Consider the following 25,737-nt stretch of genomic DNA (forward strand, 5'->3'; position numbering starts at 1 on the left):
ATCTTACGCTTCGACTTGGCGGCCTACTCTGTCGGCTACAGAGTCGCTGTCTTGTTCAAAGTGATAACGGCCGGTTTTGAGACTACTTGGCCCTTTACGAGCAAATTTAACCATGAGATACACTTCAACAATCAAGAACACAGTGTATAGCGCAATGATGGCAATCAGTGAGGTCCAAAGTTCCGCTCTGGTTAACGCTGAAGCAGCAACATGCACCGGAAGGATTTCACCAACCGCCCATGGTTGGCGTCCATATTCTGCAACAAACCATCCCGCTTCAATCGCAATCCAAGGCAGTGGCAGACTCCAAAGCGCGACTTTAAGAATCCAAGGCTTTTGCTCGATTTTTTGACGACAGGTCTGTACGAAAGCCGCGCCAAAGACAAACAACATGATGAAGCCACACGCTACCATGATGCGGAATGACCAAAACAGAGGCCAAACCGTTGGAATCGAGTCATCTGCAGCGAGCTGAATTTGCTCTTCGCTCGCATCTACCACATTGTCGGTATAACGCTTGAGCAATAAGCCGTAACCAAGATCCCCTTTGACTTCATCAAACGAGGCAAGGTTCTCAACACTTCTATCACCTGCACGCAGCTTTTCGAGCAACTCGTATGCGTACATACCCGTGCGAATGCGCTCGACATGCTCTTCTCGTAGCTCACGCAACCCCGTCACTTGCTCATCGAACGAACGCGTCGCAATGATACCCATCAGATATGGGATCTTAATCGCGTAATCGGTTTCCATCGTTTCTTGATTCGGCAAACCGAACAAAGTAAACGCGGCAGGTGCTGGCTCGGTGTGCCACTCGGCCTCAATTGCAGCAAGCTTCACTTTCTGCACTTCACCCAATTCATAGCCCGATTCGTCGCCCAGTACGATGGTCGACAAAATTGCGGCCATACCGAATGAGGCGGCAATGGCGAATGAGCGGCGAGCAAAGGCGATATCGCGCCCTTTTAGCAGATAGTAAGCACTGATGCTTAAAATGAACATCGCGCCTGCGGTGTAGCCTGAGGCGACAGTGTGAACAAACTTAACTTGCGCAACAGGGCTGAGCACCACCTCGGAAAAGCTGACCATTTCCATACGCATGGTTTCAAAATTAAATTCAGCGCCAATAGGATGCTGCATCCAACCGTTTGCCACCAAAATCCACAATGCAGAGAAGTTTGAACCTAAAGCAACCAACCAAGTCACAGCAAGGTGCTGACGTTTAGAGAGGCGATCCCAACCGAAAAAGAACAGACCGACGAAAGTCGACTCAAGGAAGAAAGCAACCAGTGCTTCAATGGCAAGTGGGGCACCAAAGATGTCGCCGACATAATGGGAGTAATACGACCAGTTAGTTCCAAATTGGAATTCCATGGTCAGACCCGTTGCAACGCCTAGGGCAAAGTTAATACCAAAAAGCTTACCCCAGAACTTTGTCATGTCCTTATAGATCTGCTTATTCGTCATTACATACATCGACTCCATAATGGCGAGTAAGAACGCCATGCCGAGAGTGAGAGGTACAAATAGGAAGTGATACATCGCGGTAAGTGCAAACTGTAAGCGCGATAGATCAACTATATCAATCATGGTAACTCCTCTTGTGTCAGCTGAATGACACTTTATCCATTTCACAACACGGCAATCCCTACCGCGTAAGCGCAGCGATATCACCCCGTACGTATGTTGCAAAGATGTACTGATTAAGTTGATTATTTGTTAAGTTATAGCTAATGTAGCTATCGCTAATATTACAGTTAATTTAATGTTGTTTCAAAAGGTTTATCAGCAGAAAGCGCCTTGATGTGGGTCAATTTTTTATCCACATCCACGTCTATTCATCGATGGATTGATAAACATCAATAAAACCATATTTGAAATGTAAGCAACTCGACACGCTTGTTAATAGATACCTGCGTTCTTGCAGAGAGACACAACAATAGCGAGTCATTTTCACCACATCAGTGCCGTAAATCGGGAAATTTGTCACAAATTGACAAGGAGTAGGTACCACAGCGAGTTTTCAGGTTGTAGCAACCTTTCGCACTCGCTGCGTGTTGAGAGAGGGGGTAGTTTGAGACTAATTTTTATCAATACCAAAGTGCAGATAGGCGCGATCGGTTGCGATGCGCCCGCGCGGCGTTCGTTGCAGATACCCTTGCTGAATCAAATAGGGTTCAAGCACGTCTTCAATGGTGTCTTTTTCTTCACCAATTGCCGCGGCCATATTGTCGAGCCCAACCGGCCCACCACCAAATTTTTCCATAATCGCCAACAATAATTTGCGGTCCATATAGTCAAAACCTTGCGAATCGACATCCAGCATATTAAGCGCGTTATCCGCGGTGAGAGCATCGATATGGCCATCTCCTTTCACTTCCGCGTAATCGCGAACTCGGCGCAATAATCGATTAGCGATACGGGGCGTGCCGCGCGCACGACGCGCAATTTCAAGCGCCCCTTGCGCCTCCATCGAGAGCCCAAGGCAATCGGCGCTACGCTGAACAATATGCTGCAGATCGGCGATTTTGTAATACTCTAAGCGCTGCGTGATCCCAAAACGGTCTCGCAGTGGTGAGGTCAATGAACCGGCACGTGTCGTCGCGCCAATGAGCGTAAAGGGTGGCAAATCAATCTTAATCGAACGGGCCGCTGGGCCTTCACCTATCATGATATCCAGCTGATAATCTTCCATCGCAGGATAGAGTACCTCTTCAACCATAGGGCTTAAACGGTGTATTTCATCAATGAAAAGCACGTCGTTTTCTTCAAGGTTGGTCAAAAGCGCCGCAAGATCCCCTGCTTTTTCCAATACGGGGCCAGACGTGGTGCGAATATTGACGCCCATTTCATTTGCCACAATGTTTGCCAGTGTCGTTTTACCTAGTCCTGGCGGACCGAAAATCAATAAATGATCTAACGCTTCACTACGCAGCTGCGCCGCTTTAATAAAAATTTCCATTTGATCGCGCACATGATCTTGTCCTTGGTAATCGGCTAATTTTTTGGGCCGAATCGCCCTATCAATCACATCTTCATCACGATAGGTTCGATTGTCTGCGGCGATTAAACGATCTGCTTCAATCATCGAAAAACCTTATTTCACTAAACCATGGACTTCAGTGCGTCACGGATCAATTGCTCTGCCGTCATATCTGGCTTGGCCAACTGAGCAATAACTTTTGATGCTTGAGTCGGCTTGTAACCCAGAGCCAATAGCGCACTGATCGCCTCTTCTTCAGCGTTAGACTGCACTGGTGCATCAAGTGGGGCAGCATCGGTATGAGGGGTAAAGAGATCGCCCATTCCCCATCCTTTGAGGCGGTCTTTCATTTCAACAACCAAACGTTCCGCTGTCTTTTTGCCAACCCCCGGCAATTTCACAAGTGTTGAAATGTCTTCACGTTCAACGCTGGCGACAAACTGACTGGCGGTCATTCCCGATAAAATGCCCAATCCCAATTTAGGTCCAACGCCATTTGCTTTAATCACCTCACGAAACAAGGCACGTTCTTTTACGGTATTGAACCCATAGAGTAATTGTGCGTCTTCACGAACCACAAAGTGTGTATAAATGATGGCCTCTTCGCCAACATTGGGTAATTCATAAAAGCAGCTCATTGGCATCTGTACTTCATAGCCAATGCCGTTGACCTCAATCAATAACTCTGGCGGCTGTTTTTCGAGCAAAATTCCGCGAAGGCGTCCAATCACGTGGGGAGTTCTCTAATGAAATGAATTTGTCCAAAGAATAATAAATAACTGGATAGACATCCAGTTATTTATACCCAATATCTTTAACGGTAGCGACCACGCTTTGCGCCTGTCGCCCTACCCGCTAATGCAACCAGAGTTTTATTGGTGTTCGCATGACAAATTGCCACGCCCAACGCATCCGCGGCATCGGCTTGCGGCCTTCCCGGCAGCTTAAGCATATGTTGCACCATGTGCTGAACTTGTGACTTATCGGCGCCACCTGTTCCTACAACGGCTTGTTTCACTAAACGGGCGGCATATTCATACACAGGCAGATCTGCATTAACTGCAGCAACGATAGCGCTGCCTCGCGCTTGACCTAATTTCAGTGCAGAATCAGCATTTTTTGCCATAAAGACTTGCTCAATCGCAAACACATCAGGCTGAAACTGCATAATGATCTCACTGACGCCAGCATAGATCTGCTTCAGCCTTCCAGGTAACTCTTTTTGATCAGTTCGAATACAACCGCTGCCCAAGTAAATGAGATGACGCCCTTGCTGGCGTATTACACCATAACCCGTGATTCGCGAGCCGGGATCAATCCCCAGAATAATCGACATTGCACTGTCTCGTGTGAAATTAAAAAAACGTCCGCCAAGGCGGACGTTTTTACCATTAAAGTCAGAGTAATACGTTACTCGGCGGCTTTTTCTTTTGCCACGGTCACAGCAATCGCCAGCTCTTCAAGTGCCGCTGGGTTAGCTGGGCTTGGTGCGTCTGTCATCAAACATGCCGCTGCTGTTGTTTTCGGGAACGCGATAACGTCACGAATGTTTTCGGTGCCACACAGCAGCATTACCAAGCGGTCGAGACCAAATGCCAAACCTGCGTGTGGTGGTGTACCAAATTTCAGCGCGTCGAGTAAGAAGCCAAACTTCAAGCGCTGCTCATCAGCGTCGATACCCAAAATATCAAACACCGCAGATTGCATTTCTGCATTATGAATACGCACTGAGCCACCGCCCACTTCGTAACCGTTCAATACCATATCATACGCATTTGAGTTCGCACTCGCTGGATTGGCTTTCAGCTCTTCTGCCGTCAGGCCAAGCGGAGACGTAAACGGGTGATGCATTGCGTGCAAATTCCCTTCGTCATCCTCTTCAAACATTGGGAAATCCACTACCCACAATGGTGCCCATGAATTTTCGTTGGTCAAGCCGAGATCTTTGCCTAGTTTAAGACGCAGTGCACCAAGCGCTTCTGCGACCACGTGCGCGCGATCTGAGCCAAAGAAAATAATATCGCCAGATTCCGCTTGAGTGCGCTCCAAAATACCGTTGATCACAGTTTCATTAAGGAATTTAGCTACCGGAGACTGAATACCTTCGATACCGGCGGCGCGGTCGTTGACCTTCATCCACGCTAGGCCTTTCGCACCATAGATGCCAACAAAGTTGGTGTATTCGTCGATTTGTTTGCGAGTAAGCTCTGCGCCACCCGGTACGCGGATCACCGCAACACGGCCTTTGGCATCATTTGCCGGTCCTGAGAACACTTTAAAGTCGACATCTTTTACTAAGTCGGCAACATCAACCAGCTCAAGTGGGTTACGAAGATCTGGCTTGTCTGAACCAAAACGACGAATCGCTTCGCTAAACGGCATGACAGGGAACGTACCTAAATCCACATTAAGCAGCTCTTGCCACATATCGCGAACCATTTTCTCGGTAACGTCACGCACTTGATCTGCGGTCATGAACGACGTTTCGATATCGATTTGAGTAAATTCAGGTTGACGGTCAGCACGTAAATCTTCATCACGGAAACATTTTACAATTTGATAGTAACGGTCAAAACCCGACATCATAAGAAGCTGTTTAAACAGCTGTGGTGACTGAGGTAGCGCGTAGAAGCTGCCTTTATGAACACGGCTTGGTACGAGGTAGTCACGAGCCCCTTCAGGCGTCGCTTTGGTCAACACTGGTGTCTCAATGTCGAGGAAACCGTTGTCATCAAGAAAACGACGAACGAAGCTTGACGCTTTTGCGCGCAGTTTGATGCGATCGCTCATTTCAGGACGGCGTAGGTCAAGATAGCGGTATTTTAAACGCATCTCTTCAGAGTTCTTTTGGTTGAAATCAAGTGGCAACACGTCTGAACGGTTGATGATTTCAAGCCCCGTGGCCAGCACTTCCACTTCGCCCGTCGCCATATTGGCGTTGACTTGGCTCTCAGGACGCGCACGAACTTCGCCTGTCAGCTTAATGCAGAATTCATTACGCAATTGCTCCGCGACTTGGTAAGCCTCAGCCATATCTGGGTCCACCACGACCTGCACAACGCCTTCACGATCGCGCATGTCGATAAAAATCAGACCGCCCAAATCACGACGACGGTTAACCCAGCCGCTCAGTTCTACAGTTTGTCCTGCAAGGGACTTGTTCAGGTGACCACAGTAATGGGTACGCATAATGAAATTCCCAATTTCTTTATCAATGTAATTAATCAACTCTCTTTTATACGCGCTAAGCGAAATAAAATCGACCTTAAGTTTGCTTTAGCTGGTTGATCGCGCCTCAATCGCCTGAAAAGCGTTCAATTTTTCAAGATACGAGACGCTTCGACTCCGCCAGATAGCGCGAAACGAAGCCGCAGGTGACACGTCTAATGATTTCGCCTAAAATACGCGCCTTTTCGATTTCGATGTGCGGTTTACTCGCAGAGGCTTTGATGAACCCAAACAGCAACCCTGACACTATTTTTTCGGCGCCAATCGATAAAATTGGTGACTTTACCTTTGATGAGCGTGTTGCCGAAGTCTTTCCCGACATGATTCAACGCTCAATTCCGGGTTACAGCAACATCATTTCTGCCATCGGCATGCTTGCCGAGCGCTTTGCCAAACCACACAGCAATGTCTATGACTTGGGCTGCTCTTTAGGCGCTGCGACGCTTTCGATGCGCCGTCGAATCGACCAAGAAGGGTGTCAAATCATCGCCGTAGACAACTCAAGCGCAATGATTGAACGTTGTAAGTTGCACCTTAACGCGTATCGCTCCACAACACCCGTTTCGATTGTTGAAGCCGATATTCGTGATATCTCAATTGAAAATGCCTCTGTGGTGGTGCTGAATTTTACCTTGCAGTTTCTCTCGCCGGAAGACCGCTATACCTTGTTAGAAAAGATCTACGGTGGATTGCGCCCTGGCGGCATTTTAATTTTGTCTGAGAAGTTTGTTTTTGACGACCCAAGTGCCAGCGAGCTACTGATTGACTTACACCACGATTTTAAACGCGCTAACGGTTACAGTGAGCTTGAAATCAGTCAAAAACGCAGTGCGATTGAAAATGTGATGCGCCCAGATTCCAAACAGATCCACAAAGAACGCTTTGCTAAAATTGGCTTTAGCAGCTTTGATGTGTGGTTCCAATGTTTTAACTTTGGCTCGATGTTTGCGATAAAGTAACGCTTCAGACGGTATAGCCCCAAACAACTTAAAGTTGCAGCTAGACGGCAAACGAGCAGAGCCTCTGAGCATAGGTGGACTATGTGAAAAGGTTTGCGAGAGCCAGCCCCTTAACTTGTAACGCAAGGCCCTGCCGCTTCAAGTCCAAAGGGAATACATTTTTTATTTGACTCACAGTGATACCTATCCATGTTTAATTTTGCTCACTTTTATCAGTTAATTGCTCAAGACACGCGGCTCCAACCTTGGCTGAATGTACTGCCTCAGCAGCTGACCGACTGGCAAAACGCTGAGCACGGCGATTTTGACCGTTGGCTGCGCGCACTGAATAAGCTTCCTAGTGGCGCCCCTGATCAAGTTGATCTCAAGCATTCGGTCACCATTGGTAACGACACCCCATTTCATCCAGGTGAACAAAAAAAACTGGAGAGTCTGTTGCGAACCTTTCACCCGTGGCGCAAGGGCCCTTATCATGTGCACGGCATTCACATCGATACCGAGTGGCGCAGCGATTGGAAGTGGGACCGTTTGTTGCCACACATTATGCCTTTGCACAATCGCTCGGTGCTAGATGTGGGTTGCGGTAACGGTTATCACATGTGGCGCATGCTTGGTGAAGGCGCACGTTTGTGTGTTGGTATCGACCCATCGCATCTTTTCCTAATTCAGTTCGAAGCGATGCGTAAGCTAATGGGCGGGGATCAACGTGCTCATTTGTTGCCACTTGGCATTGAGCAACTACCAAAACTTGATGCGTTTGATACTGTTTTTAGTATGGGCGTGCTCTATCACCGCCGCTCGCCACTTGACCACTTGATTCAATTGAAAGATCAACTTGTTTCTGGTGGCGAATTGGTGCTTGAAACCTTGGTGATTGAAGGCGATGAAACGTCAGTGTTGGTGCCATTTGACCGTTATGCACAAATGCGCAATGTGTACTTTTTCCCGTCAGCAAAAGCACTTAAAGTGTGGCTTGAACAGGTTGGCTTCATTAATGTGCGAATTGCCGACGAAAACGTGACAAGCGTTGGCGAGCAGCGTACAACCAGTTGGATGACGCACAATTCATTACCCGATTATCTCGACCCTAATGACCCATCCAAAACCATCGAAGGCTATCCCGCTCCACGTCGCGCCATTTTAATCGCGAACAAACCCTAACGACACCAGTACCGATGTTTTGCCTTTGAATGCGAAACTTCATGGCAAGCGGCTGACTCAACGTAAAAATAGCTTGAGTCACACCGTTTGCCAGCGACACCTTTTTGCAAGTTCTATAAGCAACATTCGTTCTCGAAGCACGGTTAATTTTCATCGTCATGACATGGCTGTAGCAATTCGCTAACTCAGAATTTGCACTGAGTTGACTCAGTGGCCAATAAAGTGATTTACGCTGCATTTCGAATGCTTCCAGCATCCTTTGATATACGCTAGAATTTTAATTCAAATAGTTACGTACATAAGGTCCTCAATGTTTATTCGATTGGCGTCGATCGCAGCACTTTTCACACTTTCTGGCTGCACCCTGCTCAACGGCGAGCAATATCATCAGCAAACGCTCGCGGCGATCAATCAATCTGAAACGCACCTCTCAGACCAACTCGTCGCACTGCAAGATATCACTCAAGATCAGAATGCCGATATTCTTCGTCTCGAAAGCGAGGTGGTCTTGTTGCAAAATGAATTGGTGAGTTACAAAGAACAGCTTGGGCAACTCTCATCGCAGATCAAAGCAATTCCAGCGATTGCCCCAGCGCCAGTAAAAGTGGAACCCACCACCGAACGACAAACAACGGCCGAAATGACCACCATCGCTTCGCCAATCATTCTCGGTGCGGTTGAAAGGGTTACGATAGAGTCAATTAAGCAGAGCTTTAAGGCGCGCGTGGATACCGGCGCAACAACCTCTTCTCTCAACGCCGTTGATCTCGAGATGTTTGAACGCGACGGCAAAGACTGGGTTCGCTTTCATCTTGCCGATGCAGACACTCCCGCGAATGAACAACACTGGATTGAAGCCCCAGTGGTGCGTTACGTAAAAATTCGCCAGTCCACCAGCGATGAGGTTGAACGTCGCCCTGTGGTGGAACTTTGGGTGCAGCTTGGCAGCATTCGCGAAAAGGCTCAATTTACGCTTGCAGACCGCTCACAAATGACCTTCCCGATCCTGCTGGGACGTGAATTCATCCGTGACATCGCGGTTGTCGATGTTAGCAAAGAGTACATTCACACTAATAAAAGTTCACACTAATACAGTATTACTATGACTTCTCGCTTACCTTTTTACCTCTCGGTTGCACTGCTGATTGTTGTTGGATTGGCTCTGAGTATTATTCGCCATGATACCTATGGCGTACCTTGGACGCCCGGCGAGACCCGCCAAGTTTGGGATGTCGAGGCCACGATTGAATTTACCGCTAACGGCAGCGAGGTGAAAGTGTCACTCGCCGCGCCTGAAACGCAAAGTGGTTTTACGCTGATCAGCCAATCATCTTCATCATCGGGTTATGGTAACGCCATTATCGATACCGATTCAGGTCATCGCGCTGAGTGGTCTATCCGTCAAGCCAGTGGCCCACAAAAGATTTACTACAAGACGCAATTTCTCGTCGATCCCAATGCTCAAGTGGTGCCTGTTCCTCCGGCAGAAACCGAAGATCTTCCTGCCTTTAGTGGCCCAGAGCAAGCGGCTGCGACAGAGCTGATTGAGACCGCGCTTGCGCGTTCATCAGATGACATCACGTTTGCGCGCGAGTTGATCAAAACGTTAAACGATCCGGACAGTCAAAGTACCGCGCTATTACTCAACAATAAGTCGCGCGCAACCTTGCTATACGAGCTACTCGCCACCAGCCAAATTCCAAGCCGTCTTGTTGGCGTGATTGAGCTTGAAGATGGCCGCAGACGTCAAACGTTACAGCAAATGGTTCAAGTGTGGGACGGTAGCCATTGGCAGCTGTTCTCGGCAAACTCTGCTCAAACCAATCGGAACCATAATTTACTGATATGGGATGCGAGTAATGTCTCTTTGCTCGATCTCATGGGAGGTCAAAACGGCCAAGTCTATTTCTCAATGATTGAGCAAGACATCACGCCGCAGCAAGCCACCAGTAACAAGATTAACGCCGATGGCCTACTCAATTTATCGATTCACAGTTTGCCACTGCAAGAGCAGGCGATGTTTAAAACCATCATGCTGATCCCAATTGGCGCACTGATTGTGGTTTTCTTGCGGGTTATCATTGGCCTTAAAACATCGGGAACCTTCATGCCGGTGTTGATTGCTGTGGCCTTCGTTCAAACGCAGCTGATTCCGGGGGTGGTTGGTTTCTTACTCATTGTTGGCACCGGTCTTGTGATCCGCAGCTATTTGTCCAAACTAAACTTATTGCTCGTCGCACGGATCTCAGCGGTGATCATCACTGTCATCATGATCATTTCCGCGTTTACCGTTGTTGCGTTTAAGATTGGTTTAACTCAAGGGCTGACTATTACCTACTTCCCGATGATCATCTTATCTTGGACCATCGAGCGCATGTCAATCATCTGGGAAGAAGAAGGCGCGAAACAGGTCTTCGTTCAAGGGGGCGGTTCGCTCTTTACCTCAGTGCTGGTCTATCTAGGTATGACCAATAGCTACATTCAACACCTGACTTTTAACTTTTTTGGTCTACAGCTGGTGGTTCTTGCGACTATTTTGCTCCTAGGCACGTATACGGGGTATCGCTTAAGTGAACTTAAACGCTTTAAGCCATTGGCTGAAGATTGATAACGTGCTTTCCCGTTATACATCACCACTTAAATTGCGCCGTAAAGGCATTATGGGCATGAACCAGCGCAATCATAGCTACATTGGGCGCTATAACGACCGTAAGCAATACCCGCTCGTGGATGATAAGCTGAAGACCAAAATCATCGCACAGCGCGCAGGCGCAACGGTACCCGAGTTGATTGGCGTCATTCGCAATCAAGCCGATGTGAGCAAAGTGCATGAGATGGTCAAGCATTACCCTGGATTTGTGATTAAGCCTGCACAAGGCAGTGGCGGTAAAGGTATTTTAGTCATTACCTCCCATGATGATGTCTCTTACACTAAGCCCTCTGGCGCGAGCATCACTCGAGAAGAGGTCGAACGTCACATCAGCAACGCGTTAGCTGGGCTGTTTTCACTTGGCGGCAAAAACGATGTCGCCATGGTTGAGAATTTGATCCAATTTGACGACTGCTTTGATGGGTTTAGCTTTGAGGGTGTGCCCGACGTTCGCATTATTGTGTTTAAAGGCTATCCAGTGATGGCAATGATGCGTTGTTCAACCGCGGCATCAGACGGTAAAGCAAATTTACATCAAGGCGCGGTTGGTGTCGGGCTTGATATCGCCAGCGGTAAAGCGATTCGAGCGGTTCAATTTGATAAGCCCGTCACTCATCACCCGGACACAGGTAAAGATCTCTCCACATTGCAAGTGCCTCATTGGGAGCGCTTATTGACGCTAGCAGCCAGTGCTTGGGAAATGACCGGGCTGGGTTACCTTGGGACCGATATGGTGCTCGACAAAAACCTAGGCCCAATGGTACTTGAACTCAATGCACGACCTGGTCTTGCGATTCAAATTGCCAATGGAATGGGGCTGCTACCTCGGCTACGTCACATTGAGGCGTTAGGTACCCCACTCTACCCGCTTACACCCGCTGAACGCGTTGCTTACTCACGCGAACATTTCGCGGTGAACGCGCGCTTTTGATTATATATACCCAAACAACTTGGCGTTGCAGCTTCAAGTGGACAAAGGATAAGCCATATGGATGTGGCTTAAACAAACCGTCAATTCATCGTGCGAGCGAATTCTTTTTACTCTTTCCCTATAACGATTTAGTCAGTATTAACAGCCAAGTATAACCATAAGGCATATCACTTAACTCTTTCTCTTACAATGTTTCACTGTAACGTACTGACTAATCAGTAAGTAATCTCTTCACTCCAACTTTGCCACGTTTCATGCATCCCGCCTTAATGGGCAAATGTCACCAATTGATGAAAATTTTGTGAAATAAAAAACTGCCCTTTTAGGTCTTTATTGTCACTTCCAACTTATCGAATAGCACAATTCGGTAACTGAAGCACTGAGGAGCAATTCATGAAACGTCTTTTAAATCTAAAAACCCTTCTGACTATCACCGCTGCATCCCTTTCTTCGATGGCTTTTGCCGGCGGCTACCAGTGGACGACTGATGAAAAAACCATTGAAGGTCATGTGGTCTCAAGTAAAGCGGCTGCCTACCGCGAAGGGCTCAATATGATTATGTACTTTGAAAATCTCGATAGTCGCCAGCTGAGCCGCTTTTTAACCAGCCAAACAGACGAAGCCGACAGATCATCCGTGTCGATTGAAGACGCGACAGTGTTTGTTGATGAATATCTAAAACGCAACGGCGATATTGTGTATCAACCAATCATGAACGTGAGCTACAGCTATCGCAGTCTGATTAGCCCTGACAGACAATAAGTACAATACCAACGCGATTCACTTCCAATCAGCCATAAGAACAAAAAAAGCCCGCATGATTCGCGGGCTTGTGACATTTTGGTGGCTTAATTATGCTTCAGCGTGCTCAATCAAGTCTTGCCAATCCGGTTTGGCTTTCTCTATTTGACCAAAACCACGTAGACCAACAACATGAACATGTTCATGGTCTTTAAACACTTTACGCACCAGTTTATAGGTGGTTCCGCGTTCAGGACTGATATTCTCCGGCGCTGCGATAAGCAACTGCATATCAAGACGTTCGCAAAGCTCAAACAGAGTTGAAATCGACTTGGCGTCTAAACGCGCCGCCTCATCCAAGAACAGCAAACGACAAGGCACAATATCTTTGCTTCGCAAACGGCGAGACTCTTCTTCCCAGCTTTGAACGACCATAAGCAAAATTGATTGACCAGTACCAATCGCTTCACCTGTCGAGAGTGCGCCTGACTCGGCCTGCAGCCAGCCATCTGAGCCTCGGTTAACTTCGACGCTTAGCTCAAGGTAGTTACGATAATCAAGTAGCTCTTCACCCAAAACTTGTGGCGAGCGTTGTCCCATATCGATATGCGGATTCACGCGTTGGAATAGTTTTGCCATCGCCTCAGAAAAGGTATAGCGCTGCGATTCAAACAGATCTTTATGTTGTTCTTGTTGAGCTGCTAATCCGGCAAGCAGCACCTCATGGCTTTCGCGGATTTTAACATTCAGGCGTACCCCTTTCACTTGACCAAAGGCAATATTAGACAAGCCTTGGTTAAGCATACGAATGCGGTTTTGCTCACGCTGAATGGTCTTTTTGATGATCGCTGCAACAGAGTCAGAACTTATTGCTAAACGATTTTCACGTTGAGTCAACTCTTCAGTAAGACGCGCCAACTCCACTTCCATCTCTTCAATCGCTTCGACCGGATCGTCGGTGTGAATGATATCTTGGCGGATGCGTTCACGTAAATGCTGGTAGACCGCGATATAGAAAAGTACCTTGCGCTCTGGACGCGAGTTGTCTTCCGATAATCGCAACGCATCACGCAAATCATCATTGTCCGCCACCGCAAGACGCAAGGCGCCTAACGATTTATCCGACATCGAGCGTAACTCTTCCGCGCTCATGTACGCAAGCTCGCGGCGGTGCAAACGGCGTTCAACGTCATTTTCTCGAGCCAAACGCAATACCGAGCACCAGCCGGCTTTGGCGGCAACCACAAAGGTACGCATCTCAACGTACTCTTTTTGCACTTTTTTCAGACGCTTGGCTAGCGCCTTCATTTCAAGATCCGTTGAGGTCAAGGTGCGTTCGTATTCGCTCTTGCGTGCGCGAGAGGCGTGTAGTCGCTCATTCAGCTCGTCACGGCGGCGTCTGGCGCGCTCTTCGGCACCTTCATCTGCCGTCACACCAAATTCTTGCAACTCTTGACGAAACTCTTGGACGGTTTCCAATTTCGCTTGATGAGCACTTTTCAGTGACGCCAAGACTTGTTGGTACTGATTCGATTGACTTTGCGCCTGTTTGAGCTGTTCACGAGATTGCGCTCGTACCTGCTCAGCGCGTTCCAATTTCTGTTTCAGTTGTTCACTCAGTTCATTACTCTTACTGAGCAAATCCACTGCATCGGCATACCCAAAATAGCGACGACGCTCAACCACATCTTCCACCGCAAACAATGTGGCTTTGAGTGATTGTAGTGCGCTATCAGCGTCTTGGTGTTCATGGCTCAACGCATCAAATTGTTCAGGATCTGCTTCCAGCGCAGTAACCACACTCTCTAACTGCGTGAGTGCTTGCCCATGTTGGTGCAAAAATTGTTTTGCCGTCGCCAACTCTGCCAACTGAACTTCGAGTTGTTCAAAGCGGTCACTCAACTCGGTATTTTCGACCAAAGCGATCATTGGCGCCAATTTATCAAGCAGTGCAAGTGCTTGCTTACTGGCTTGCAATTGTGAGCGTTGCTGCTGCTCTTGACCGTCGAGTTCTGTCAATACTCGAAGCGCTTGATTTCGTTTATCTCGTGCTTGCTCAAGCGCCACTTCCGGATCGGCGTCAAAAGCAACCTGAATGTGATTTGCGACAAACTCATTATATGCACCAAACAGACGTTGCAGCTTTTGTGCATCAAACGCGGCTTTCGCGTGAGCTTCGACAACCTGTTCTCGCTCTTCACGTAGTAACTCTAAGCGCTGCTCGCGAGCCGCTCGACCAAACAGTGGAATAGTAGGGAAGCGTGAATAGCGCATTTGACGTTCGTTCAAACGTACACATACTGCGCCACTGAGCTCTTCTGCATTAAAGGAGCTATCATCAAACGCATCGATGTCGCCTTCAATGATGTACAAATCTTCTGGGCAATCATCCAGCTCGATCAATTTCTCTTCGATATCCGCAAGATCAGACACCACAATCGCGTGGCGCGCAGGTCCGTACATCGCACTAAAATAAGGCGCATCATCAATCGTGATATCGTCGTAGATTTCTGCTAAAAGCACGCCACCTAGTGTATCTGCAAGACCCTTTAAGCGAGGATCGTTTGAGCCGCCAGGGGAGGCAAGACGCTCAATCTCTGTTTCGAGATCCGCTCGACGCTCTGCTAACTTATCTTTCGCTATCGACTGCGCTTTTTCATCTTCAAGCACGCGCTGCATTTGCGTCATAACCGCCGCTGCGTTTTCGAGGGAAGCATCGCTTTGCAGGCGCAAAGCATCAAGCGCTTCATTTGCCGCAATCCAGCGCGGCGCAATCTCGGACAGTTGCTGAACTTTCAGTTCCAACTCTTGCTCAATATGGCGCTGCTCACCACGGCTATCACGCAATGACTCCAACTGTGCATCCAGCGATTCAATTTGCAGCTCATGCCGTTCACGCTCAAGGTCGAATTGCGCTTCATCATGAAGCGTGACTTGTTGCTGTTTTTGATACTCATGCACCATCTCTTGAGCTTGACGCTGCTGAGTCAAACTACGTTCAATATCACGGTGCTGTGCACGCCATTGGCTTTCATTGTGAGCTTGGTTTTGCGCGTCACGGGCTCGCGCCAGTGCTTGCTTGGCTTGGCTTGCAGCATCGCCCCGCTCTACCTCACCGACAATACTTCGTACCAGCGAAAGCGCTTGATCAAACTGCGCGGCGGCCGCTGAGGCAATATCCAGTTTGTGTTTCAACGCCAGCAAATGTTGCGTTTGCGTTTGTTGCTGATTTTTAAGCGCCGCCACAGCTTCGTGAGCGTTATCTGAATTTAGCGCTTCATCACCAAGTAAGTTGCGGGCGTGAGCAAGTGCTTGCTGAGCTTGTTGGTATTGAAGCGCTCGAGTTTGCTGCACATCCAGTGCTTGTTGATAATCTGCCAACTGGGTTTTTAAGCTATCAACTTCGTCTTCTGCGGCAGTGGCCTGCTCTTCAACAAACAAAGTGCGCTCACTGGCCTCTTCCACTACCATGAGCTGCTCTTCTAAGCGCTCATTAAGTTCTTCTAGATCATCTTGATAACGTTCTATTTTTTCTTGCTGTCGTAGCGCAGTCTGAACCAGCTGTAGGTGATCCGACGCCGCTTGATGATCTTGCTCAAGTGCCGATTCATTCTCCACCAACGCATCGAGTTCTTCTTGAACACGACCTAATAATGCGTTTTGAGAGATCAAGGTTTCGCGAGAGCCTAGCAGTTCACTGCGCAGCGCGATGGTCTGTTCCAGTTTATTACGGCGATCGTTCGCGTGGCGCATATAGTCGGCCGCAACGTATTGGGTCGATTCGGTGATCAGATGTTTAAACAGATCGCGGTCCGCTTGTGTGGTTTTTATCGCTTCAAGCGTCATGCGGTTTTCGCGTAGCGCCGATTCCATATCTTGGAATGCTTTTTTCACACCGCCATTTTGCGGCAGAAGATAATCGCGCAGCGAACGAGTAATGGCGCTCGAAATACCGCCATACAGTGAAGCTTCAATCAAGCGGTAAAATTTCGAACGGTCACTTGAATTACGCAATTTTTTCGGGATCACGCCAAATTCAAACATTTGAGCATGATAATCAACGACCGATGAAAAGGCTTTAAACTGCACACCTTCAAATTGTGCAATAGATTGTTTTACCTCATTGATTTGACGTACACGTGCTTGAGTATTTGACACGGTTTCAATCAAAACATCGGTTGGCTTTACATGGCTTGGCAGGCCTTGGATCACGAACGGTTTGATGTCGACTTTTTTATCACGACCGGCCACTTGCTGCAGTTTTACCGCAAATAGAAGTCGCTGATGACGTGAGTTAACCACATCCAGCGCGGCATAACACGCGCCAGGCTGCAATTTTCCGTAAAGGCCCTTATCGCGTGATGCTTGGCTGCTTCCCGCTTCTGTGGTATTGCGAAAATGAAGCAGAGATTGATCTGGGATCAGCGCCGTAATAAACGCAGCCATCGTAGTGGATTTACCCGCACCATTACCCCCTGATAACGTTGTGACCAACCCATCAATATCAAAGGTACGTGCAAAAAAACCATTCCAGTTGACCATAGTCAACGATTGATATTTACCGCGTGCAATCATGCTTCACCCGCCAATTCTGTTTGTTCATCACCTTGCTGCGATTGCGCGTCAAGTGGCATTTCTTCGTCATCGCCAAGTAAACTGCCTTGGCTTGGTTCTTGTGTATGCACCACCGCTTCACCATCGCGAATCAAACGCAGCTGGGCTTCTCGCATATCATCCCCGACACGCACATCAGCACCAAAGCGAAACACTGCTTCACTAATGCGAAACTTGCCGGTTTCACCTATGGTTACGACCATGCCAAGACGGCGCAGACGGCGTAGCGAAGTGCGCACTTTCTCCAGTAACTTTTCTTTATCCAAATCAGAGCCGCTCGCACGGTGAGTCACAAGCTTCATCAGCTTCTTCTCATCGGTAAGCGCTAAAAGCTCGTCATAAAGCTCTTGATTAGAAAATATTCCTTCATGTGCCAGACGCTCTGGGCTCAAATACAAAAAGCACAGTACTTTACCGACCAGCATATCAAGTTCGGACAACACGCTGCGGCCAATAAGCGCCGTCGAACGTGGGCGTAGGTAGAAAAAGCCTTCTGGCGCTTTGACTAATTCAACATGATAGCGCTGATAAAACAGCGCCAATTCGGTTTCATAATCTGACAACAGGGCGTGATTATCTAAATCATCGCTGGAGACATGACGTCCAGCACGCAACTGACTATCCAGTGCAGGAAACAGTGGGTTAGCAATGGCTTTAACCAGTTTTTCTGGCATATATTCGTTAGTATCGGTCAATGACATTCGCTTGTACCTTTGCCCCAAAATCGTTAATGGCTTGCCAATCGGGCTGAACGGCTTGGTAATCCGCTTCGGAATAGCCCAATCGCACCGCTTGATCAATGACCAAACGCGCTAAATCAAAATGATGTGTCTGCGGATGTTCAGCCAAATAATCTCGCAAGACAGAACCTAAATCGATACCGTGCCCGTGCGCTTTATGCTGTTGCAACATTTCTCCAACACGTTCGGCGAGTGCATCATTCACTTGTTCAAATTCTTCATATTCCACTGCAAGTGGAACGGTGCCTGTGACCTCATCGTCACGTAGGACTAACGCTTCATCACGCAAGTCTGACAATCGCTCAGCATCGGCGTGAACCAAATACCAAGGAGCATCAAAATACTCTTTAATTGACTGGCGCAAACGTGAACTAAAGGCACGATTTTTGTCCATATCAATCGCAGTTCGAATGAACTTGTGGACATGGCGATCGTAGCCAATCCACAAATCAATGGCTTGTTGGCCCCAAGAGACAATGCGATCCAGCTTCATTTGCAATGAGTAGAGCGTCTCTTCGACAATCTCAAGCTCTGAGTCACCATAGACAATTTCTTGAATGTCCAATAGCTGGGTTTGCAGCTCGTCACCCGCAGCTTGCAGTGTATCTTGTAACTCTTTCAGCGTGTTTGACGTTTCAGATAACAACGCTTCACAACTATTGATCGCTTCGCGCCAATCCTGATTCAATAGGCTCGCGATCTGCTGTTTCACCGTCTGCTGCTGTTCATCCATGACCCTTTGGTTGAGGTCAATTTGGTCAAAAATTTCACCTACGGAGTATTTCAGCACGCCATAAACATTTTTACGCCAATGCGCGGCCGTTCCACCTTTTTGCGCCGCGTCAATAGCCTTGGCCATTTCGTCGGCTACCATAGACAATTGAATCGACAATTTGAGTTTGGAAAACTCTCGATGGCGGACGTAGTAATCCGTGATACCGATTGCCAATGGCGATAATCGATAAATACTTGCACCATCGGTGATTTCACTGGTAAATCGGCTGATCAGCCGTTGCTGAACGAGATCATTAATTGCATTATTGGCGCGAAATGCCGAAGCATCACCAGTATCACTAAATCGCTTAGTGACAATGGAAAATGCATCATGCAATTCCCCTTCACCAAGCTCTTCATCAAACCTTTCGTTACTTAGCACGGCAATGGCGATTAAAAATGCCAGTCGCTCATTGCTCAGGTTCAATGAGAAATCATGCTGCTTTACCCAACCAACTAATTCGTCAATTGGCTGCTCAGCAAGGTTGAGAGTCATCTCACTCATTGTTATTCCTGCTTATCGTTTTTTTGCCCATACATGGATGTATCGGCCTAGTGAGAGGTAGGGCTCTTGTCGACAAAGTCGCTGTTCTAGCGCCAACAAATCATCGTAGTGGTAATCGCCCATATTTTTCATATTGCCGATATAGTCACTAAAGCAGCGAATTCCAGATTTACCGCAAATCTCAAAGCCAGCTTGCTCAATCCATTCGTAGACATGTTCTGGAACTAAGCCTTTTTGTGGCTGCAATTTAAAGCGTTTGCGGTGAGGCATGCCATCTAAAACATGCGGAATATTGCCGCAGACCACATTTTTCATAACTAAACCATGATGGTTATAAAACATGACTGACGCAATGCCACCGGGTTTTACCTGCGCTAACACATTCTCCAGTGCGGGTCTCGGCTCACCCAACCATTCCATAACGGCGTGAAATAAAACCAAATCAACAGGCTCGTTAAGATGCTGGTCAATTTCCTGTACTGGCGAATGAATGAAACGATACTGCGCAAGCAAACCTTTCTTTGCAATCTCTTGCTTTGCCAATTGCAGCATTTCAGAAGATAGATCACATAAAGATACACAATGACCACTTTCTGCTAATTTTTGTGACATCTGTGCCAAGCCACCTCCGGCATCAAGGATGGATAAAGGTCTATTTTGGCCATTAAGGGCATCCACTATGCGCAACAGGTCCTCCCAGACAATGACTTGGCGTATTTCGCCTTTGTCAGAACCATAAATATTTTTTGCGAATTTGTGGGCGATATCGTCGAAATTGCGGTCTTGTGTCACGGCAGATTGAGGTATCATGAGAGTTAGTGCCGCTATTTTGGCACAAGGAAAGCAGGAATAAAGAGGAAATCTCCCTGTTTTTCTCTCAATTGGTGTTTTTTCGGACTATTTGGTTATGTTTGAGCTGAAAAAAGTTGTCTCTGCCCTGCTAATGCCACTACCTGGCTTTCTGTTGATCGGGCTTTTTGGTTTGATACTGATAATGTTCACCACCAAGCGTAAATCGGGCTGTATCATTATCCTATTCAGTTTTATTGGCCTATTCTTGGTCTCGTTTCATCCGGTATCAAGTCGTTTATTGCTGCCGATTGAGCGGCAATACACCGCGTTTCTTCCGGTTGAAGAGAAGATTGATTATGTGATGGTTTTAGGCAATTCACATATTGTCGATGATGAACTGCCTCCCACTTCGGAGCTCAGCCGAGCAGCATTAATGCGCTTAGCAGAAGGCATTCGTATTTTGCGTATCTATCCTGGTGCCAAGCTCATTTTATCCGGCTATGGAGGAGGTACTGAGATAAGTCATGCTCGAATGATGGCCAATGTCGCGTTGGCGCTTGGTGTGGCAAAATCCGACATTGTTTTACTTGAAGATGCCACTGACACATGGGAAGAAGCGCGCCACGCTGCCGCTTTTGTCAGAGAAGCCAATTTGGTGTTAGTCACATCCGCAAGCCACATGCCGCGAGCGATGATAGATTTTAATCTTGCTGGGTTGAATCCGTATCCCGCGCCTACCAATTACCTCACTCAACGTGAAATTTCTCAGCCTTGGTCAGCGTATGCACCCAAAGCCATTTATTTAGAACAGACAGAGCGTTTTTGGCACGAGACCCTAGGTCGAATTTGGCAGAAATTACGCGATAAAGTGAGCACGCAGTCTCTTGAAGCCGCGCCGTCGCCAACATTAGTTAACGACGACCAAAAATCAATGATGGCCGAAAATATTGCACCTTAGTGAGTTGGAGCGCGCTATAAGGCCGACTCATCTCAAAGCAATCAAAACGCGGACGATAAGGTCCGCATTTTTAACAATAAACAGAACAGTTCTCAATCACCTGCAAACATGTACCCTTCGCCATGAACGGTAACAAAAATCTGTGGATTTTTCGGGTCAAATTCCATCTTAGCGCGCATCCGTCGAATCAACACATCAATCGTCCGGTCATTTGGCGCATCAACACGGTGGCTTATCATGTTCAAAATCCGTTCACGGCTTAACACCTGATTCGGGTGAGACGAGAGTGCGACCAGCAGCTCGTACTCCGCTTTGGTGAGTTTCACTGGCTCACCATTGCGACTGAGTGCCCGGCGCTGAATGTCAAATGTCCACTCGCCAAAACGAACCACTTGGCTGTCTTCAACAGCGCTACCTCGAGTCGATTGACTTCTACGTGCGGCAGCAATACGCCACAACAAGTTTTTAACGCGTACAAGAAGTTCACGCAATTCAAAAGGTTTGGTAACGTAGTCATCCGCGCCCATTTCCAAACCCACAATTTTATCAATGCTATCCGTGCGGCCTGTAACTAATATGATCCCTATATCAGATTGACTACGAAGTTCTCGGGTTAACATCAGCCCGTCTTCGCCCGGCAAGTTAATATCGAGCATGACCAAATCCACATCAGTTAGATCCAAGACCGCGCGCATTTGAGCGCCAGTTTCTGCTTCGCTTACCGTGTAACCTTCATTTTGGAAGTAGCCTGCTAACTTACTGCGAGTTACTACATCATCTTCTACAACCAATACGTGATAGCTCATTCAATCGGATTCTCTTTACATTATTCGCAGGGCGTATTCTATTCATAACTCGTAACATTTCTAGTGATAGATTCGATAAAATTCAAGAAATTTACTATTAATTGATTTATGGCAAGCCAATTTATGACGATTCACAATGCTTCATATAAAATAAAATCATCACATAATCATAGCGATAGCTATTCATCTTTTTAACGTAAACTAGGTGTATACCCAAGTAACTTCAAAATGCATGGTTCAGCGAGAATGACTTGGTTTGTCAGTAAGGCGAGGATTTGAAGATTGAGTGGCTCTCAATCGAAAATCGTCAACAAAGCTGATGAGCCAAGACAGCTCGCCCTTTGGGAGCCAATCACTGAACCGATAGCGGCGTTAAACAACTTGAAAATAGGCTCGCTATTTCGCTGCGTTGTTTGCCTTGCTCTCAGCTCAGTGAGCCGGCTCTGAATCCAGCATCTTGAAGTCACTTGGGTATATAACCCTTTTCATTTCCTCAAAACAAGGAGTGCATTTTGATGCAAGAACTCAAAGCGTTTAATGAACAGCGAGCCGAAATTTATTGGTGGTTATCAAGCCTGTTTGTCAAAGAACTGAGCGAAGAGGACATTGCGCGCTATCAGAGTGTCGAAATTCGCACCTTTCTCAGTGGTCTTGGTAACAATGAGCAGCTAAAAACAGCGATAGACGCTATGATTGACGCGCTGAACCGATTGCAAGACCGTTCCGATGCGCAGCTCGAGCTTGCAGCAGATTTCTGTGATTTGTTCTTAAAGACAGCAAAAGATGGTGCGCTGCCTTATGCTTCAATCTATGCCACTGAGTCTGGGCTACTCAATGGCCAACCGGCCCGCGAAATGGAAACCTACCTCAGCGAATTTGGCGTTGAAGTGACCCGTGAGCTCAATGAGCCGGCAGATCACCTATCCATCGAGCTCGATTTGCTGGGTAATATGATCATTCGTTCAAATGAACTCGAACAAGAGCGCCATATGGAAGAGGCGTTTTCGCAGCAGTTTGATTTTATTAATCACGTGCTGCTAACTTGGTTACCGAAATTTAATCAAGCATGTCAAGCGACCGACCGTTTCGGTTTTTATGCTGCCGCCTCCGCATTGCTACTCGCATTCTGCTACCTTGATCGTGATTATCTTGCTAATGAGAATGGCCAAGCGAGCTAAAAACCAGGGCTCGTTACACTGGATTAAGGTGGTAAATGTGAGTAATCCGACATTGGAAATGCCATCAACAGTTGCCTCTTCATCCGTCACAGTCTAAAATTGCGACAGCAATCGATAAAATATGCATACAATGAAAACCGCTATTCTAGTAGCGGTTTTTGCTTTTAATGAGTCTCACATTTTTCACTCATAGAAAGTGAAACTGCCAATTCAATAAGCTGATTGGTTTTGGCTTTTGCACATGTCGCCACCATAACCGCGCTAAGCAGTTTGGCAGAAATAGGATTATTACCATATGGCCACTATTAAAGATGTCGCTCGCCTTGCGGGTGTCTCAACGACCACTGTCTCTCACGTGATCAACAAGACACGTTTTGTTGCTGAAGCAACTCAAGAGAAGGTAATGCAGGCGGTTAATGAACTTAACTATGCGCCTAGCGCGGTCGCGCGTAGTCTAAAGTGCAACACCACTCGTACCATTGGTATGCTGGTTACTCAATCTACCAATCAGTTTTTTTCTGAAGTGATCGATGGTGTTGAAAGTTACTGTTACCGCCAAGGTTACACCCTTATTCTATGTAATACGGGTGGTATCTATGAAAAACAACGTGATTATATTCGCATGCTAGCAGAAAAGCGCGTTGATGGTATTTTGGTCATGTGTTCTGATTTGACCGAAGAGCTAAAAGAGATGCTAGACCGTCAAGTTGACATCCCTAAAGTAGTGATGGACTGGGGGCCGGAAAGCTCTAAAGCAGATAAAATCATCGATAACTCAGAAGAAGGCGGTTATCTTGCGACTAAATTCCTTATTGACAATGGGCATAAAGACATTGCTTGCCTTAGCGGTCAATTTGAGAAGGCGATTTGCCAAGAGCGTATTTCTGGATTCAAGCGTGCAATGAATGAAGCCAATCTTCCAATTAATCAAGAGTGGCTACTTGAAGGCAACTTTGAGTGTGATACTGCTGTATTAACGGCTGAAAAGATCACAGCGATGGCAAAACGCCCAAGCGCAGTGTTCTGCTTTAATGACAACATGGCACTCGGTTTGATGAGCCGCCTGCAGCAAAATGGCATTCGGATTCCCGATGAAATTTCAGTTATCGGCTATGACAACATTGAACTTGCTGAATATTTCTCACCACCTCTCACGACAATTCACCAACCAAAACGTCGTGTAGGTAAAAACGCGTTCGAAATCTTACTTGAACGCATCAAAGACAAAGAGCATGAGAAGCGTGTCTTTGAAATGCATCCCGAGATTGTGGTTCGCGATACCGTCAAAAAAATGAATTAAGCAGTAGTTAAGCTCTGAAGCTAGGCTAATTTTACCATCATAGCGCCTTTGTCACTTCGCAAAGGCGCTTTTTTACAACTCAAAACACGCAGCTTAATCGAAATCCTTATGAATTATTAAGCTGATTTATCTCCAAACAACTTAGAGTTACAGGTAGGCGGCAAACGAACATAACCTCCGCGCACTTAGTGAATTGTGTGATGAGGTTTGTGAGTGCCAGCCAACAACTCTACAGCGTAAGAAAAAAAGTATATATGTAACATCCTCATTCAAAAAACAAATCAACTAAATACAAAAAATCAATGACTCAGAAGTATGATTTTTATCGTTCTCCACATAACTCTCTAAGATCAAAAATTAATTCTGAATTTTGTTATTTACAAAAAACAAATCATGGAATAAAGATCACATTAGCACAGTTAAACCGTGATCTTGCTTCTAGTTACGGTGTATTATTGAAAGGTCACGCACAGGGCAAACCATTCGAAAGAGTGGGACGCAAAGCTTCCGGCCTTCAGTTTTCTTAACGAAAAACAGGTAGCGGGGTTGCCGATGGCAAAGTAAGATCCTCTTCTTTTTTACGACTTACTGCTTGCTAATTTCTCGGACCTGAATTTGGTGACGTAATTGTTAATTACACCGAGATCACATCTATGGATAAACCAATTCTTAAAGACTCAATGACGCTTTTTGAGCCGTTAGGCTCGATCAAATCGCGTTCTATGTTTGGCGGATTTGGCCTTTTCGCCGATGAAACCATGTTCGCTCTGGTTGTCAACAACAAGCTTCACCTTCGCGCAGCAAAAGACACTGCCGCACTCTATCAAGCAAAAGGTTTTGAACCTTACGTCTATCGCAAACGCGGATTTCCAGTCGTTACCAAATATTTCGCCGTTGCTGATTCTGTGGAGCAAGAGCCGTCTACTTTGTTGGAACTGGCAACTCAAGCACTGCATTTTGCGAATGTGGAGAAAGAAATTCAAGCAACCGCCAAACCAACTCGTTTGAAAGATTTACCAAACCTTCGCTTAGGCACGGAGCGCATGCTTAAAAAGGCCGGTATCGACTCTGTTGCGGAGCTTGAGCGCAGTGGTGCTTTACATGCTTATAAAGCGGTTCGCGACACTCATGCGAGCACAGTGAGCCTCGAGCTATTGTGGGCACTTGAAGGCGCAATAAGTGGCAAACATTGGAGCGTTATTACCAGTGAGCGTAAACAGGAGTTAATGCGCGATCTCTAACCATTCGCTTTAGTGTCTTATTCACAGACCGCTTACAACAAAAACGTCATCATATAGTGCTCTGTATGATGACGTTTTCGCATTTGATTCGCTGACGGCAATAAAGAGTGAAAGATTTTACGTCTTTTGCAGGTCTCTATACTCAAGTATTCTAGTTAAAACATGAGGAAGGACGC

At 47.0% G+C, this 25,737-nt stretch carries 20 protein-coding genes and 1 riboswitch; of the genes, 10 read left to right on the top strand and 10 right to left on the bottom strand.

The window, feature by feature from the left end; all coding sequences use genetic code 11:
- Positions 1 to 3: 3 nt before the first annotated feature.
- The 5 genes from cydA to aspS all read right to left on the bottom strand — a co-directional run bounded on the left by cydA (position 4) and on the right by aspS (position 6,172).
- A complete protein-coding gene (gene cydA, locus HGP28_RS00090; protein ID WP_168834401.1) occupies positions 4 to 1,590 on the bottom strand; it encodes a cytochrome ubiquinol oxidase subunit I in 1,587 nt (528 codons plus the stop codon).
- Positions 1,591 to 2,080: 490 nt separating this feature from the next.
- On the bottom strand, positions 2,081 to 3,088 hold the full coding sequence (gene ruvB, locus HGP28_RS00095; RefSeq protein ID WP_168834402.1) for a Holliday junction branch migration DNA helicase RuvB: 1,008 nt from the start codon (positions 3,086 to 3,088) through the stop codon (positions 2,081 to 2,083).
- A 17-nt stretch (positions 3,089 to 3,105) separates the two neighbouring features.
- Positions 3,106 to 3,714 (bottom strand): Holliday junction branch migration protein RuvA, encoded by a 609-nt coding sequence (ruvA, locus tag HGP28_RS00100; protein ID WP_168834403.1) that lies wholly within the window; start codon positions 3,712 to 3,714, stop codon positions 3,106 to 3,108.
- An 83-nt stretch (positions 3,715 to 3,797) separates the two neighbouring features.
- Complete coding sequence (ruvC, locus tag HGP28_RS00105; protein ID WP_168834404.1) at positions 3,798 to 4,319, bottom strand: crossover junction endodeoxyribonuclease RuvC; 522 nt, start codon at positions 4,317 to 4,319, stop codon at positions 3,798 to 3,800.
- Between the two features lie 74 nt (positions 4,320 to 4,393).
- The gene (gene aspS / locus HGP28_RS00110) at positions 4,394 to 6,172 is read right to left on the bottom strand and encodes an aspartate--tRNA ligase (protein ID WP_168834405.1); all 1,779 of its coding nucleotides are present in this window, start codon (positions 6,170 to 6,172) and stop codon (positions 4,394 to 4,396) included.
- Positions 6,173 to 6,432: 260 nt separating this feature from the next.
- On the opposite strand from aspS, the gene cmoA reads away from it, so the two are divergent.
- The 6 genes from cmoA (at position 6,433) to HGP28_RS00140 (ending at position 12,674) form a co-directional block, all read left to right on the top strand.
- On the top strand, positions 6,433 to 7,170 hold the full coding sequence (gene cmoA / locus HGP28_RS00115) for a carboxy-S-adenosyl-L-methionine synthase CmoA (protein WP_168834746.1): 738 nt from the start codon (positions 6,433 to 6,435) through the stop codon (positions 7,168 to 7,170).
- A gap of 189 nt (positions 7,171 to 7,359) precedes the next feature.
- Entirely contained in the window at positions 7,360 to 8,331 is a 972-nt protein-coding gene (cmoB, locus tag HGP28_RS00120) for a tRNA 5-methoxyuridine(34)/uridine 5-oxyacetic acid(34) synthase CmoB (protein WP_168834406.1), read from the top strand.
- A 310-nt stretch (positions 8,332 to 8,641) separates the two neighbouring features.
- The gene (locus HGP28_RS00125; RefSeq protein WP_168834407.1) at positions 8,642 to 9,421 is read left to right on the top strand and encodes an ATP-dependent zinc protease family protein; all 780 of its coding nucleotides are present in this window, start codon (positions 8,642 to 8,644) and stop codon (positions 9,419 to 9,421) included.
- Positions 9,422 to 9,433: 12 nt separating this feature from the next.
- Positions 9,434 to 10,939 (top strand): inactive transglutaminase family protein, encoded by a 1,506-nt coding sequence (locus tag HGP28_RS00130; protein ID WP_168834408.1) that lies wholly within the window; start codon positions 9,434 to 9,436, stop codon positions 10,937 to 10,939.
- Positions 10,940 to 10,943: 4 nt separating this feature from the next.
- A complete protein-coding gene (locus HGP28_RS00135; RefSeq protein WP_343033775.1) occupies positions 10,944 to 11,912 on the top strand; it encodes an alpha-L-glutamate ligase-like protein in 969 nt (322 codons plus the stop codon).
- Positions 11,913 to 12,305: 393 nt separating this feature from the next.
- Positions 12,306 to 12,674, top strand: a complete 369-nt coding sequence (locus HGP28_RS00140) for a DUF3316 domain-containing protein (protein ID WP_168834409.1) — start codon at positions 12,306 to 12,308, stop codon at positions 12,672 to 12,674.
- 90 nt (positions 12,675 to 12,764) lie between these two features.
- Here HGP28_RS00140 and mukB read toward each other — a convergent pair whose 3' ends face one another.
- The 4 genes from mukB to cmoM are packed head-to-tail and all read right to left on the bottom strand — an operon-like array spanning position 12,765 to position 20,078.
- Positions 12,765 to 17,228: a chromosome partition protein MukB gene (mukB, locus tag HGP28_RS00145; RefSeq protein WP_168834410.1), complete on the bottom strand. Its 4,464-nt coding sequence runs from the start codon at positions 17,226 to 17,228 to the stop codon at positions 12,765 to 12,767.
- Positions 17,225 to 17,968 carry a chromosome partition protein MukE gene (mukE, locus tag HGP28_RS00150; RefSeq protein ID WP_168834411.1) on the bottom strand — a complete coding sequence of 248 codons (744 nt, stop codon included), beginning with the start codon at positions 17,966 to 17,968 and terminating at the stop codon, positions 17,225 to 17,227. The genes mukB and mukE overlap by 4 nt, the downstream gene beginning before the upstream one ends.
- A complete protein-coding gene (mukF, locus tag HGP28_RS00155; protein ID WP_168834412.1) occupies positions 17,949 to 19,286 on the bottom strand; it encodes a chromosome partition protein MukF in 1,338 nt (445 codons plus the stop codon). Before mukF ends, mukE begins: the two co-directional genes overlap by 20 nt.
- Positions 19,287 to 19,298: 12 nt before the next feature.
- Positions 19,299 to 20,078, bottom strand: a complete 780-nt coding sequence (gene cmoM, locus HGP28_RS00160) for a tRNA uridine 5-oxyacetic acid(34) methyltransferase CmoM (protein ID WP_168834748.1) — start codon at positions 20,076 to 20,078, stop codon at positions 19,299 to 19,301.
- A gap of 115 nt (positions 20,079 to 20,193) precedes the next feature.
- On the opposite strand from cmoM, the gene elyC reads away from it, so the two are divergent.
- A complete protein-coding gene (gene elyC / locus HGP28_RS00165; RefSeq protein ID WP_168834413.1) occupies positions 20,194 to 21,036 on the top strand; it encodes an envelope biogenesis factor ElyC in 843 nt (280 codons plus the stop codon).
- A 92-nt stretch (positions 21,037 to 21,128) separates the two neighbouring features.
- Here the strand turns inward: elyC and torR are convergent, their stop codons facing one another.
- Entirely contained in the window at positions 21,129 to 21,842 is a 714-nt protein-coding gene (torR, locus tag HGP28_RS00170) for a two-component system response regulator TorR (RefSeq protein ID WP_168834414.1), read from the bottom strand.
- Positions 21,843 to 22,357: 515 nt separating this feature from the next.
- Between torR and torD the strand changes: the two genes are divergently transcribed.
- The 3 genes from torD (at position 22,358) to HGP28_RS00185 (ending at position 25,561) form a co-directional block, all read left to right on the top strand.
- Positions 22,358 to 23,020: a molecular chaperone TorD gene (torD, locus tag HGP28_RS00175; RefSeq protein ID WP_168834415.1), complete on the top strand. Its 663-nt coding sequence runs from the start codon at positions 22,358 to 22,360 to the stop codon at positions 23,018 to 23,020.
- 295 nt (positions 23,021 to 23,315) lie between these two features.
- Complete coding sequence (gene purR, locus HGP28_RS00180; protein ID WP_168834416.1) at positions 23,316 to 24,320, top strand: HTH-type transcriptional repressor PurR; 1,005 nt, start codon at positions 23,316 to 23,318, stop codon at positions 24,318 to 24,320.
- A 463-nt stretch (positions 24,321 to 24,783) separates the two neighbouring features.
- Positions 24,784 to 24,874: riboswitch (cyclic di-GMP riboswitch) on the top strand.
- A 99-nt stretch (positions 24,875 to 24,973) separates the two neighbouring features.
- A complete protein-coding gene (locus HGP28_RS00185; RefSeq protein ID WP_168834417.1) occupies positions 24,974 to 25,561 on the top strand; it encodes a TfoX/Sxy family DNA transformation protein in 588 nt (195 codons plus the stop codon).
- The last annotated feature ends 176 nt before the right edge of the window (positions 25,562 to 25,737 follow it).

This window comes from Vibrio agarilyticus (genome assembly GCF_012641465.1).
In the GTDB taxonomy this organism is placed as follows: domain Bacteria; phylum Pseudomonadota; class Gammaproteobacteria; order Enterobacterales; family Vibrionaceae; genus Vibrio; species Vibrio agarilyticus.